The following is a 12,672-nucleotide window of genomic DNA, read 5'->3' as shown; positions in this document are numbered from 1 at the left end:
CCGGCGGACGTGCGCGACCACGACGCGCTGACCCAGGCCCTCAAGGACGCCGCCACCCGCTTCGGCGGCATCGACGTCCTGGAGCACTCCCCCGCTCCCAGCATCGCCTCCGTGAACCTCACCTCCCCGTCCCAGACCAGCCCCTCCGATGTACAGGGATGGATCGACTTCCTGCTCAACAGCGCCATCACCGCCACCCAGGCCGTCCTGCCCGCGATGCGTGAGGCCGGCGCGGGCACCCTGCTCTTCACCAACGGCGCCGGCTCGGTCGACCCCATCCCGATGCTCGGCAACGTCAACCCGCCCAGGCGGCGCTGCGCAACTGGGCGCTCAACCTGCACAAGGAGCTGGCCGGCACCGGTATCCAGGCCGCGCACGTCGCCATCGGCGTGTGGATCGGCGCGGGCGGCCCTCCCGAAATCCCGACCGCCGAGGCCGAGGACATCGCCCCTCTCTACTGGGACCTGCACACCCAGCGCGACGAAGCCGAGCGCGTCTTCACCGGCTGACGCCTCCCAGCTCTCCCCCGTGGAAGCCTGACCCGATCACTCCTCATCCGCCGCGGCGGATCCGAAGAAGAAGGTCTCCGCTCCGATGAACGTGTTCGTGTGGATCCTGCAGGGCGTCCTCGCCGCGTTGTTCGTCGCGGCCGGCGTCACCAAGTCCACCCAGCCCCGCGAAAAGCTCATGTCCCAGCTGCCGTGGGTCAGTGACGTCTCGACACCCGTGGTGCGTCTGATCGGCGTCGCCGAACTCGCCGGCGCCCTCGGGCTGATCCTGCCGGGCGCTTTCGACATCGCCACCGTGCTCACCCCGCTGGCCGCCACCGGCCTGGCTGTGATCATGGTCCTGGCCATGGGCCTCCACGCCCGCCGCAAGGAGCCGCAGGCCATCGGGTTCAACGCGATCCTGCTCATCGTCGCCGCGGTCATCATGTGGGGCCGGTTCGGGCCCTATTCCTTCTGACCACCCGGTCTCCCGTCCCTTCACAGCGGCCGGCCCGCGACCACGCCGGCCGGGCCGCAAGGCGAGGTCGTACTCGGCCGCCGGACTGATCAGGAACGGCTGACCTTCGGGCACGCCCAGGTCATCCAGCCGCTGATCCAGACCGTCGAACAGCGCATTGAACTCCCGTATGAATGGGCTCACTTCCCGGCCACGCGAGGTCTCGCCGGGTGAAGTGCACCCGCCACCCTGTGATCGACATGACGCTGGCCGATAGCCGTGGACAGCTCAACAGCGCATAACCCAAATGGGACGGGTTCAGGGCCCTGGCCTCCGTCGATGAGGACCGGGTGTGCCTCCGGCCGGTGGCGCCACCCTGCACGCTGGCATCGCCCCCGACCCGACCTCTCCCTCGCCGACGTCCCTCGCCTGACGCCGCCGCACTGATGGCAGCACGGCACGGAAGCCCCGCCGAAGCCCGTACGCCGTGGTCCCGACCACAGCAACCTGCCCCGGATTTCCAGGCGACGGTGGGTCAAAGGTCGAACTCCAAGTGCGCGATGTCGGTGAAGCGGACATCCTCCAGCTGGCCGGCGCGGCGGCCGTGGTCCTGGAAGTACACCTCCTTGAGTGCTTCGGCGGCGATCTGCTGGAGCTGCTGGTCGGTGGCGCCCTGCTCCTGGGCGTCGAAGAGGCGGGCGGCGTACTGCGGCGGCAGGGCGACGGGTCAGGTGCCGGAGCCGGTCCTCGTCCGTCGACCCGATCGGCGCGGTGTAGCCGATGCGGGCGCGGGTGTCGATGACGATGCCGCCGGTGGTGGCCGCCTGCAGCCGGGCTTTGGCGCGGATCTGTGGCTGCCACCGCTTCTTCACCTCGGTCTCCAGGCGGGCGGCGAGGTCAGGGCGCGGCTTCTTGAACTGGTCCTTCACGTACCGCTCGACGGTGCGCTGGGAGATGCGCAGTATCTGGGCGACGGCCTTGGTGCCCTTGAGCTGCTTGACCAGGTAGCGCATCTGTGCGCCCGCGCTCTTGGGCGCCGGGCGGGTGAACGCCTTCTGCACCGCGGCGTCCAGGCCGTTGCCGAACAGGCTCATCGCGGTCTGCCTACTCTCCGGTGTCCTGGTCGGTGACGGTGCCGTCCTTGATGTACCGGGCGAGGTTGAGCTCCGGAGCGTTGAAGCGCTCGCGGACCTCTTCGCCCCACAGGACAGTCTGGGTGCCCTCGTGCTTGACCAGGCCCGGGTTGATACCGAGCTTGAAGCCGCCGGGCAGCGGCTTGCCGTCCCGGTAGGGCAGGAAGTCCAGCGGGCTCTCGCCGTCGGCCGCGTACACAACGCAGTCGGACAGGATCGCTACTGGGTACTGGCCGGTGAATGCCGCATGCTTGACGATCTTGCGGTGGAGATTGGTCCGCGTGCGGGAGATGACCGCCGCGCGGATGTCCGGCCGCCAGGTCGGGCGGGACAGGGCCCGCCACGGCTCGCCGGGCTTCCAGCCCTCCCCGCGCGGGCGCTCGCGCAGCTTGCCCAGGCCGCCCTTGACCGTCGCCTTGACCGCGTCCACGACGATCGCCAGCTGCGGGTCCCGCCCGCGCCAGCCGTCCATCGCCGCCAGGAAGTCGGCCGGCGCCATGTCGGCGTGCACGCCGAGGTCGGCCATCGTGGCGAGGAACGCGTCCCGCAGCCGGTTGTACCAGCCGTCCAGGTAACGGCCGTTCTCGTAGCGCACCCACGCCTCCATCGGGCGCACCTCGTAGCCCAGCTCCACCGCGTACGCCACCGTCGGCGTCGCGTACCAGGCCGACCCCTCAGGGCGCTCGCCCTTCGGCGTGAACGGGCTGGGCAGCAGACTCGCGTCCAGCTCCGCCCACTTGTCCTTGGCGACCTTCACCCTCGACAGGTCGACGTGGGACAGGTCGACCAGCCAGCTCCCCGGGAGCTTCGCATCGAACACCGGCGCCTTCACACGGGTTGGCTCGCCCAGGCCGACGACCAGGCCGTTGGCCCCGGCCGCGAACGCCATGTTGACGTCCAGGCCGACCAGGTTGCGGCGCATGCATTCGGCGTCGGTGAGCGGGCGCGCCCAGTCGAAGGCCTCCTCGAACAGCTTCTCGCCCGGGCCGCGGACGTGGAAGCGGGGCAAGTCCTTGAGCAGCGGGTGCCCGTCGGGGGCCTCGCACGGCGCGCAGTCGACCGGATCTTCGCCCAGCGAGCCCGGCGTCTTAGTCTCCGACTTCCTGAAGCCGCCGGTGGCCTCGTCACGCACGGCGTGGGTCGGCGGGTGCAGCGCGGTCATCAGCTCCAGGCCCGTGACGGCGGTGGAGCCGCGCGGCGTCATCACCCGGGACGCGAACACGCCCAGGATCCGGGCCAGTTCCGCCGGGGCCAGCTGCCCGGCCCCGCCCAGTGACGGGAGTCCAGCGCGTGCCACGACGGAATGCACAGCTGCACGCAGGCCCGCTCCGAGCCCTTGGCCGGGCGGTAGATCCGCGCCCACGGCCCGAAACCCCTCTTGGTCAGCTTCCACTCCGCGCGGGCCAGCTGCTTGACGGCCTTGTGGCCCTCCGGGATCCGCCCGGCGAGCCGCTCTTCTTCGGTGAGGGCGACCGGCAAGCCATAGCGCTCCACCGCGGCTTGGGTGAGGACGAGCAGCGGGTCGGCGTCCTTGCCCGGGCCGGACAGTTTCGGCTGCCCGAGCCGGGCCTCTTTCAAGGTCCAGTCGACCAGAGACGGAAGGGACTTGGCGGGCACGTCCAGGACCAAGCCGCCGACGCAGTGCGCGAGGACCTGGCCGTCGTCATCCACGTCGACGACCGCGAGCGGACCGTTGACGAAGCGCGGGTCCGCGCTGCCGGCCGGAGTGTTCGCCGGGGCGGCCTTCCGCCCGGCCGGGCGGCGCGACGTCGACGATGGCCTGGGCATGGCCACCGGACGCGACGCGCCCTCCGGAGCAGCAGCGTTGGTGGTGAAGCGGGTCTGGGTGTTGTGTTCGGCGGTCATGTCCGCAGCCTCGGAGGCCGGAGCTGTGGATACGAGCCGCGCTTCCGGAACCGGGGCGGGAACATGCGCGAAGGTCTTCGGAACAGCCGTGTCCTCAGCGGCCGCCGCAGAGTTGGAGTCGGCGGGGTAGAGCTCCGCGAGCTTGGCGAGCAGGCGCGCGTACGCGTCACGCTCCGGCGGCCTGGGCTCGGTCTTACCGGCCTCCCAGCCGCTGACCGTTGCGCGCCGCACCTGCAGTGCTTCGGCCACCTCATCCAGGGTCAGGCCATGCGCGGCGCGCAGCCGCTTGCGCTCCGCCGGTGGCGGCAGTGCAGAGCGGGACGCGACCAGCGCATCGACCGCGTCGAACAGCTCAGGCATGGAGCACCTCCTGCTCCGCAACCCTAACTATAGGCGCACGTTTCGCGTACCAAATGCGTACGGATAGCGTAAACATCGGTTGGAGTGCACGGTGACCGCCGGAAGAGGTCCTGGAGCTCGGGTTGCTGCAGATCCTTTATCCGAGGATCCGCAGTGGTGTCCTGGCGATGCCCGAACTGGCCGGAGGGAGCGGCTTGGCGTGAGAAATCTGGGAGTACAGACGGCCGGTGTGCGGCAGCCATCGCGGTGGTAGAACGCTCGGGAGGCAGGCATGGGTGAGATCGTCAGGGGCTTGAGCGAGCGTTGCTGAGCCGTCCCGTGCCTACTGGCGACGCCGCTGTCCGTTTCCTGCTCAGGACGGAAAAGGGCTCCACGAAGAAGGTGGCCGTCCTTCTGGGGATCTCCCAGCGCACGGTGCAGCGGTGGACCACCACCAGATCGGGAATGCGCCGCCAACCCAGTCCAGTGCACGCGGGGATGATCGATGAGGCCGTCAGGGCACGCTGGCAGCCTCGGGTGCGGGCCCGCCAGCGGGTCCGGGCCCAGACCGACGGCTTTGTCCTCTACACCAGGGCGCGGTTCGGATTCGCCGCTCCGGCAGGCTCGTCGGACGACCCGCGGGTAAGGCTGATCACCCAGTACCTGTCGGGAGAGGTGGCCCGCGAACTGTTCGCCGCCCGCGATGCCGGCGCGGGCGAGCAACAGCAGATGGTGATCCTCGCCCGCGCGCTGGGGCACGCCTACTTCCGGGACGGAGGCCGGCGTGGCCACGGCCTGGGGATCGCCTTCACCGACGTGGAGTTCGCCGAGTTCACCATCTGCTGATCGCTCCCCCGGCCCGCCGTAGCGCGCAGCACCACTCCCTTCCCCCGTGAGGGATCGGGGCCATGGTCCGGCCTCAAGGCGGGGACGAGGCCCGGCGCCGTGTCAGCATCGCGTCGTAGCGCTGTGCTTCCTTACACTCGCGCCAGTCCCACTGGATGCGGCCGGCAGGGCCGATGCGCTGGCCGACGGGCGGCTGCGGCGGGCGCAGCCTGGCTGTCTCCGCCACGCGCAGCAGGTGAGTGCGGTCATGGGGGGCGGCCAGCAGATGCTGGTCCTGGCCGGGCGCGAGCCGGGCGAAGCGCACGGCGGCCTTCAGGAAGAAGCGTGCCCACGGGGGCACGGGGTGGGTGGCGCAGCCGTCGGTGTAGCGGGCGCGGTCATGCAGGGCCAGGGTAGCCGCGGCGTCGTCGTAGTCGCCGGGGCGGGCGGTGGCGAGCTGCTGGAAGGAGGCGCCGGTGAATAGCGTGGCGGCAAGGGCTGCGGCCAGGCGGGGGTGGGCGGTCGCGGCGGCCAGACGTCGGACGGCTCCCCGGGCTGTCTGCTGGGTGAGGGGTGTGGGTGGCGGGCGGTGCCGGAAGGTGATCGGTGGCGGTGTGCACGGGGCAGTGCAGGAGACGGGGCTGTCGTAGGAGACGAGGCGGTCCAGCGCGGGCAGGGTAAGCCACCGATCTGCCAACTGGCCGGGTTCGTCCGCGGGCGGGGGTACGGCGGCCGGGGTGCCGTAGCAGTGGCGGCGGGCGGCCTGGAAGTCGGTGGTGACGGTGTGGTCGACCCTCTGCAGGGCCTGATGCAGGGCCGCGGGCAGGTGGGGGCGGTGGCAGACCAGAGTCAGGCCGATGCGGTGAAGGCGCGCAAGTGCAGGAGACGTTCGGCGCGGCGAGAGGTGAGCCGGTGGGCGCGCAGGACGGTCAGCCGGGTGATGGGCAGGGCCGCGATCCAAGCGATGGCGGCCTCCCATGCTGGCTGTCGGCCTGCGGGGAAGCGGCCTGGCAGTAACGGCGGTTTGCCCAGGGCTGCGAGGAGGTCGTGGGCGAGAGCGGTGTCGCTGGTGGTGCCCGGCCCGGGGTGCAGGGTGATCCGGCCGGCGGCGGGATCGTGGGCTGCCAGGGCGGTGTGGGTGTGGAGTGCGTCATCGTTGCGGTCGATGACGACGGTGACGGGCGGCGGGGTGCGGCGGGTGGTGGTCATGCCAGGCGGCTGAAGGCCCAGCGCAGCAGTTCCCGGTCCGCCCGGGGCCGGCCAGTGCGGGCGAGCGCGGTGCGGGTGTGGGCGGTCAGCTGGGCCCAGGCGCGGAAGTTGCCGTGTGCGGCGTGGCTGTCGGCGAAAGCGATGTCGTCGGGGTCGGCGTCGGCCCAGACCGGGTGGAACAGGGGGATGACCTGCTGGACTTCGTCGGGGGTGAGGCGGGTGAAGTGCTGCCAGATGAAGACGCGGGAGGAGAGCATCGGTTCGCGGCGCAGCACGGTGTGGCAGCCCTCGCCGCCGACGAAGACGACCGCGAAGCGGGTGGTGGGTTCGTCCCAGAGGTAGCGGAAGTATTCGAAGGCCTCGCCGTTGAGCCACTGGGCCTCGTCGACGAGGAAGGTGCGGGGGTGTTCGGCCAGGGCGTTCTTCAGCAGGCGGTCGAACTCGCTGGGATGGCGCGGTGGTTCGCCGGGCAGGTCGAGGGCGGTGAACAGTTCGTAGCGCACGGCGCGGGCGGTGGGGCGGGCGCGGAAAGTGACCCGGCGGACGTCCTCGCCGGGTTCGAGTTCGTGCAGGCAGGTGTTGACCGCGAGGGTCTTGCCGAAGCCGGCGCCGCCGTGGATGCACATCATCGCGCGCGCGGCGACGGTGTCCGTGATGTTCTCCCGCGCGGCCAGCAGGGCCCGGGTGGTGACGACGGCCGCGTCGGGCAGGTCAACGTACTGGTAGGCGGCCGCGGTCACCAGGTGTCTCCTGCGGGGTCGGTGCCAGATGCCAGCGGAGCGTCCACCGGCGGGTCGACGGGAGCGGGAGCAGGCGGGGGTGGCTTTGTGCCGGCCGCCAGGGCGGGCGGGGTGCGCCAGTGCGCCGGGGGTGGGGCGGGCGGGATCAGATCCGGCAGTGCGAGCCGTGCCACGTCGGTGTAGTCATCGGCGGCGAGTTCACGGTCGGCCTGGCCGGCCGTGACGGCTCCCAGCCGCTGGGCGGGCTTCGCGCTGGTGGTGGGGGCGAGTCGCTGGCGGCGCAGGCGTTCGGCGGCCTTCGTATCGGCTCGCAGGCGCCGGGCGCGCTCCGCCCGTGCTTCGCGCAGCGCCTGCAGTTGCTCGGGGGTGGCCGCGTCCGCGAGGTGCGCCGGACCGAGGTGGCGGCCCTTGGCGTCGCAGACCTCAATCTCGTGGTCGTGGTGCGGCATGTAGCGCACGCGGACCTGGCGGCCGGCCTGGCCGGTCATCCACGCGGCGATGTAGGTGCGGCCACGCCAGCTCACGCCGTGGCTGGTCAGTTTCCGAGGTCGACCGTCGTCCTCGAGGGTGAAGGCCCACAGGTCGGCGGCGGGGATGTCGGTCACAGGCGTCGGATCGGCCTGCCACGCCTCCAGCGGTGTACGGCCTGACAGAGATTTCGGGCGGTGCGCGGTGTTCCACCAGTTTGTCCACTCCAGGACCTCCGCGGTGAAGTCCTGGAACGACAGAGGGGATGCCGCCTTTTGGAAACCGGCGGCGCGTCCGCGGCGGCCCGAGCGGGGCCCGGTGGGACCGGCGGTGTAGCCGGGCAGGGCGGCGAACAGCATCCGGTCCGCGGCGCGGTTGAGGTTTTCCACCGTTCCTTTCAGGTGCGGACTGTAGGCGGGCAGGTCCTTGACCGTCACGCCCATCGCGCCGAGCGCGGTGATGACGGCGGCCGACAGGAAGTCCTTGCCCCGGTCCATCCTCACCTGCTCCGGCACTCCCCCGGCCGGGCCGTAGGGCTCGTCCCGCACCACTGCGGCGCGCAAGCCGGCCAGTACCGACGCGCGGGAGGGATGGCCCGGGGTGACCGCGGTACCGGTGATGACTTTGGTGGAGGTGTCGATGAACCAGGTGATCCACGGGCGCACCAGGTCGCCGTCGGCGTCGACCAGCAGCGGGGCCTGGACGTGGTCGGTCTCCCAGGCGTAGTTGCGCCAGGACGCCGGCCGCTTGCCGAACACGTCATGGGCCCGCGCTGCCTCCAGTCCCACGGCAAGGCCGGCGCGCTCCCCCGCCGTCAGATCACGGCGCAGCGCACGCAGGAACGTCGACAACGACGGGACCGGATCCAGCAATGGCACCTGCGGCAGGTCCGCCCCGCCCGGAACAGCCACCGGGTCCGGCGGCACAGACGCGGCAGCGCCGGACACCGGCGGGCGTACGCCTCCCGCCTCGGCCTGGGCGCGCGCCAGGAGCTGGCGGTGGACTGCGGAGGCGTTGCCGTGCCAGTACGCCAGCAACACCCGGATCTCCGAGGTGATCTCGAAGCGGCCGGTGTGGCGGGCTCCAGGGTGCGCGGCCGCTGCCGGACTCTGGGATGCCTCGGCCAGCCACCGCCACACGGTGCGCTCCGATGCCCCCAGGCACTCCCCCGCCAGCCGCACGTGCTGCCGCGAAAGGCCTCCCTGGGCCCGTAGCGCCAGCAGGCGGCGTACCGCAGGTGCCCGCAGCGCGACCAGCGGCTGTTCCCCGAGTACACCTGCCGGGTCCCCCGGCGGTGGCAGCGCCTGCCCGCCCGGACCGTCAAGGCCGCGACTGGCGCCGGTGTTCTCCGTTCTGCTGTCCGTCATCGTGCCTTCTCTTTGTTCGAGCGAGGTGAGGGATTGTCTTCGGCCCTGGTGTGCCCAAGCCCGCGAGACGGGTCAGTCACGGGTACGGACCGAGCCGGGCGCAGGCCTGGTCGATCGCGTCCCGTCCCACCCGCGTGCCGGGGTCATGGCCCCGGGCGGCGCAGACATGCGAGGTGATCTTCGCCCAGGTGCGGAAGTTGCCGCGGGCGGTCTGCTCGTCCGCTCGCACCAGATCGGCCGGATCCGCGTCCTCCCACACCGGGTGGAACAGGCTCAGCGTCTGCGGCACTTGGCTCGCATCGAGCCGGGTGACCTGATGCCAGGTCAGAACCCGGGAACGCATGGCCGCCGCCCGGGCCAGCGCCCGCTCACTACCCGCCCCGCACAGCACCAGGGCGGCCGCGCAGCCCGGCGAATCCCACAGTTGCCGCAGGTAGTCCAGCACCGGCGTCGTCAGACGCTGCGCGTCGTCGAGGAACAGCACTCCCGGCTCGGCCAGCGCACCCGCCAAAGCCTGGTCCGCCGGCCCGGCCCGGTGCGTCAGCGCCCCCGACGGCAGCCCCAGCGCCTCGCACAACGCGGCCCGCACCTGCGGCAGACCGGGCCTGACCCCGACGACAGCCCGCCACACCGGCACCCGGCCGGGCAGCAGATGCAGAGCCTGCTCGACCGCGACCGTCTTCCCCAGTCCCGTATCCCCGTACACACAGCCGATCCCCCGGGCCGCGACCGTATGCCCCACCGCCTCCACCACCCCGGCCGCCTGCCGTGTGGACACCAGGCGGGCTCCCGGCGCGTACAACCGCACCCCACCAGAACGGACGCCGACCCCAGCCGCGTCGGTCCGACCCTCACCGCTCGTGCCGGACGACCCGGCAGCCGGGCCGTCCACGACAGGCGGACCGTCCTTCCCGTCCGCGAAACCAAGCTCGGCCAGAGCCCGGTCGTACCGGCTCGGCTCGACCCGGCCCGACGCCGCACGCGCGACTGGAAGCACCCGACCCGCACGCAGCTCGTCCTTGATCGCGCGGTGCAGCGTCGCCAAGGACGGCACCACCTCCACACCCCACCGCTGAAGCACGCCCTCGTCCTGCGCCCGGAGCATCCTGCGACGCAACTCGGCGACGTTCCCACCGGCCTGCGTGAGCACCTCCCACAAGGCGTCACCCACCACGAACCCGCCCTGCCGCGGACGCGCCTCAACCCGGCCGCGGCGCCCCTGCTCCAGCCACCGCCACACCGTCCGCTCCGACACACCCGCCAAACCGGCCGTGATCCGCACGTGCAGAGCCGACAACCCGCCCTCCCGGTCCACCGCCAGGAGCCGCCGCACCACCACAGCCCGCTCCACCCGCCCGGCATCCGCCGAAGCAGCCGGACCCGGCACCGTCTCCCCCACCGGGGTTCCCGAACCCGTCACACAGTCAACCCCACCCGCCCCGGCCACCCATCCACACAAAAACCGGCAAACCCAACACGGCTGAACCGCAATCTGCTAGCCACACCGTGACAGCCACCTGGTCACCCCATGACAGCAACCAGTTCCACGCCCCGGCCCCATGGACTGGTGTCAGCACCCCACCCCGCTGACATCGCCCTGTACTGACCTGGCCCACCTACGGAAGCACCTGCACGCCAGCAGTGGTGGCAACTGCCATCGCAGCTCAGCAAGTCTCTACGAGCTGCCAACTCGGTGGTAGCTGCCTGTACGGGAGAGGCCAGGCGCGACCGGTGGCGAGATTACGTCGCGTCCGGTTCGTCGCCGGGGGTGACGTTCGCCCCCTCAAACAGCGCCTGCGACAAGAAGACGTCCCAGCGACTCTTCCCCCGTCGGGGTGGGGCGCCGGCAGTCAGCGACGTACCCGGTGGAGGCGTCGGTCCAGTATTGGCTTGTGGCGTCCGGGTCGACTCTCCAGGATGTGCTCGCATGTTCGGGCTCCTGCCGCGAACTCGGTGCCGGTGCGTGCCGTCATCGCCCGGAAGAACGCCCGACCATCCGGGGACTGGCTGCTGGTAGTCCAGCGATAGCCGGGACCGTCCAGGAGTGCCCTGTCGACGAGGCGTGTGCCAAGACCTTGCCGCTGCACCTCTGGAGAGAGCGAGATTTTCGAGATGACGCCCCGCTCGCACTCGTGACAGACCTTCCACACGAGCCGCGCATCGGATATCCCGTCACGCCCGTAGACGCGAATGTCCTGGAAACCTGCAGGCCGCGTCGCGGCGTGCAGCAGGAAGAACCACTCGGTCCTCGGACGGCGAAGAAGCATCCACCGCCAGCGAAACTCATCCAGCCCGTCAGGTGTCCTCACCGGAGCTCCTTCGCCAGTCCACTGCCGCGTCCGAGTCTCACGGGCGTCGCCGCGGTTGTCCTTCAAACGATAGGAACAGCCACCTCCACGACAGCCGACCTACCCCACACTGGTCGAAAAACAGCAGCCGCTTGGTCACCTCATAACAGCGGACCTGCCCGCAGCTATCCCCATGAGCAGGCACCCAGCATCCCGCCCCCGCTGACACCCACCCACTGCCACCAATGCGCCCACTCACAGCTGCCCTTGACCTGAACGCGCACCGGCCGGGCAGCCTGCCCAGGCTGGCGCCCTACCTGCACGAGCGGACCGCGGGCAGGATCGGCAGCCTGGCCCGCCTGATCCGCCAGGCCGCCATCGAAGCCATCCTGGACAGCAGCGAACGCATCACCAAGACGCTGCTGGACACCATCGCGCTGGACCACCTCGCCGAGGAGCAATACCGGCCCCGCACCCCCGCCCGCCGCACCCGGCTCGGCAGCCGGTGACCACCTCCACCGCGAGCCGCCCCGCCGTGCGAGCCAGCACCATGTGGCCGGCCCCGCCCGGCGCACTGCGCGTGACGCCGCTGCCCCGCGAGGCCACCGCCTCCTACCTCACCCGCCTCGCCACCGCCTACCACCTCAGTGCCGCCCAGCTCCTCGACGGCCTGCACATCACCGCCACCGGCACCCCAACGGGCCCGCCCGCCACCGATATCCACCTCAGCAGCGAAGCCGCCCGCCGCCTGTCCCTCTTCACCCGCATCCCGCCCGCACACCTCGCCCGCGCCCTGGCCCGCCGGCCCCCGCCCGCCGCCATCGGCACAGCTCACGCCGCCACCGCTCGCTGGCACACGGTCGAGCCCGCAATGCAGCCGCTGCCGGCATGCACCGCCTGCATCATCCGCCGCAGCCCGCACACGGCAACTCCCGCGTGGATCCACCCGGCACACGACCTGCCCCGGGCCCTCATCTGCACCCGCCACCAGCAAGCCTCAAGCGATCCCAGACAGCGCACCCCCCTCGGCATCCGCCCCGTCCCCGAACTCACCCGAGCCCGCCGCACCGCCCGCCGCCCACCCACGGCGGTCTCCCTGAGCTGGGCATCGACGATCACCACGCGCTGGTACGACCACCACCAACACCTCCACCAGCGCTGGCACACCCGCCTGCGTCGGCTCCGCGCCGCCAACCCCCACCTCACCCCAGGCCCGGTTTCCCCCGCCCTGACCTGCCGCAGCCTGATCACCTACCCCGAGACCCTCACCCTCGCCGCAGCCCTCGACCGCCTGCCGCCGTACCCCCTGACCCGCACCCAGCAGACCGCCTTCCTCCACGACCTCGCCGGCCGCCTCCACCTGCCCCGCCTCGCACCCGCCGACCACGACCTGCTCTGGCAACGCCTGGCAACCCGCTGAACCAACCCACATACCCTCGCCGCCCTGACCTCAGCAGACCGGCCGACAAGTCCCCGTACCTACAGGCGCGCC

General features: G+C 71.5%; 10 protein-coding genes and 3 pseudogenes. 5 read left to right on the top strand and 8 right to left on the bottom strand.

Annotated elements, in window-relative coordinates; all coding sequences use genetic code 11:
* Both I2W78_RS39565 and I2W78_RS39560 read left to right on the top strand, forming a co-directional pair.
* The coding region (locus I2W78_RS39565) for an SDR family NAD(P)-dependent oxidoreductase (protein WP_230887108.1) at positions 1–540 on the top strand (540 nt) is incomplete at its 5' end.
* Positions 541–594: 54 nt separating this feature from the next.
* The gene (locus tag I2W78_RS39560; protein WP_196455818.1) at positions 595–966 is read left to right on the top strand and encodes a DoxX family protein; all 372 of its coding nucleotides are present in this window, start codon (positions 595–597) and stop codon (positions 964–966) included.
* 514 nt (positions 967–1,480) lie between these two features.
* On the opposite strand, the pseudogene tpg (I2W78_RS39555) reads toward I2W78_RS39560, so the two are convergent.
* Positions 1,481–2,039: pseudogene (gene tpg / locus I2W78_RS39555) on the bottom strand (telomere-protecting terminal protein Tpg).
* A gap of 10 nt (positions 2,040–2,049) precedes the next feature.
* A pseudogene (gene tap / locus I2W78_RS39550) lies at positions 2,050–4,304 on the bottom strand (telomere-associated protein Tap).
* A gap of 303 nt (positions 4,305–4,607) precedes the next feature.
* Between tap and tpg (I2W78_RS39545) the strand changes: the two are divergent.
* Positions 4,608–5,129, top strand: coding sequence for a telomere-protecting terminal protein Tpg (gene tpg / locus I2W78_RS39545; RefSeq protein WP_196465569.1), 522 nt, complete (start codon positions 4,608–4,610; stop codon positions 5,127–5,129).
* Between the two features lie 73 nt (positions 5,130–5,202).
* Here tpg (I2W78_RS39545) and I2W78_RS40985 read toward each other — a convergent pair whose 3' ends face one another.
* The 6 genes from I2W78_RS40985 to I2W78_RS39520 form a co-directional block, all read right to left on the bottom strand.
* Complete coding sequence (locus tag I2W78_RS40985) at positions 5,203–5,805, bottom strand: hypothetical protein (protein ID WP_230887107.1); 603 nt, start codon at positions 5,803–5,805, stop codon at positions 5,203–5,205.
* 152 nt (positions 5,806–5,957) lie between these two features.
* The gene (locus I2W78_RS40980; protein ID WP_230887106.1) at positions 5,958–6,317 is read right to left on the bottom strand and encodes a hypothetical protein; all 360 of its coding nucleotides are present in this window, start codon (positions 6,315–6,317) and stop codon (positions 5,958–5,960) included.
* On the bottom strand, positions 6,314–7,057 hold the full coding sequence (locus I2W78_RS39535) for an ATP-binding protein (protein ID WP_196455825.1): 744 nt from the start codon (positions 7,055–7,057) through the stop codon (positions 6,314–6,316). Before I2W78_RS39535 ends, I2W78_RS40980 begins: the two co-directional genes overlap by 4 nt.
* A complete protein-coding gene (locus I2W78_RS39530; protein WP_196455827.1) occupies positions 7,054–8,892 on the bottom strand; it encodes a Mu transposase C-terminal domain-containing protein in 1,839 nt (612 codons plus the stop codon). The genes I2W78_RS39535 and I2W78_RS39530 overlap by 4 nt, the downstream gene beginning before the upstream one ends.
* Positions 8,893–8,968: 76 nt before the next feature.
* Positions 8,969–10,291, bottom strand: coding sequence for an ATP-binding protein (locus I2W78_RS39525; protein ID WP_196455829.1), 1,323 nt, complete (start codon positions 10,289–10,291; stop codon positions 8,969–8,971).
* A gap of 451 nt (positions 10,292–10,742) precedes the next feature.
* Complete coding sequence (locus I2W78_RS39520; RefSeq protein WP_196455831.1) at positions 10,743–11,201, bottom strand: hypothetical protein; 459 nt, start codon at positions 11,199–11,201, stop codon at positions 10,743–10,745.
* 233 nt (positions 11,202–11,434) lie between these two features.
* Here I2W78_RS39520 and I2W78_RS39515 point away from each other — a divergent pair.
* Together I2W78_RS39515 and I2W78_RS39510 are read left to right on the top strand one after the other, a co-directional pair.
* Positions 11,435–11,689: pseudogene (locus tag I2W78_RS39515) on the top strand (ATP/GTP-binding protein); the annotation flags it as partial.
* Positions 11,690–11,715: 26 nt separating this feature from the next.
* Positions 11,716–12,600: a TniQ family protein gene (locus I2W78_RS39510; RefSeq protein WP_307784056.1), complete on the top strand. Its 885-nt coding sequence runs from the start codon at positions 11,716–11,718 to the stop codon at positions 12,598–12,600.
* Positions 12,601–12,672: the final 72 nt, after the last annotated feature.

This window comes from Streptomyces spinoverrucosus (genome assembly GCF_015712165.1).
In the GTDB taxonomy this organism is placed as follows: domain Bacteria; phylum Actinomycetota; class Actinomycetes; order Streptomycetales; family Streptomycetaceae; genus Streptomyces; species Streptomyces spinoverrucosus_A.
The sequence above is the reverse complement of the archived record's forward strand: the minus strand, read 5'-3'. Positions and strand labels throughout refer to the sequence as shown.

Excerpts from the sequence above, each read along its gene's own strand:
- I2W78_RS39560 (WP_196455818.1), top strand. The coding sequence starts at position 595 with ATGAACGTGTTCGTGTGGATCCTGCAGGGCGTCCTCGCCGCGTTGTTC.
- I2W78_RS40980 (WP_230887106.1), bottom strand. The coding sequence starts at position 6,317 with ATGACCACCACCCGCCGCACCCCGCCGCCCGTCACCGTCGTCATCGAC.
- I2W78_RS39530 (WP_196455827.1), bottom strand. The coding sequence starts at position 8,892 with ATGACGGACAGCAGAACGGAGAACACCGGCGCCAGTCGCGGCCTTGAC.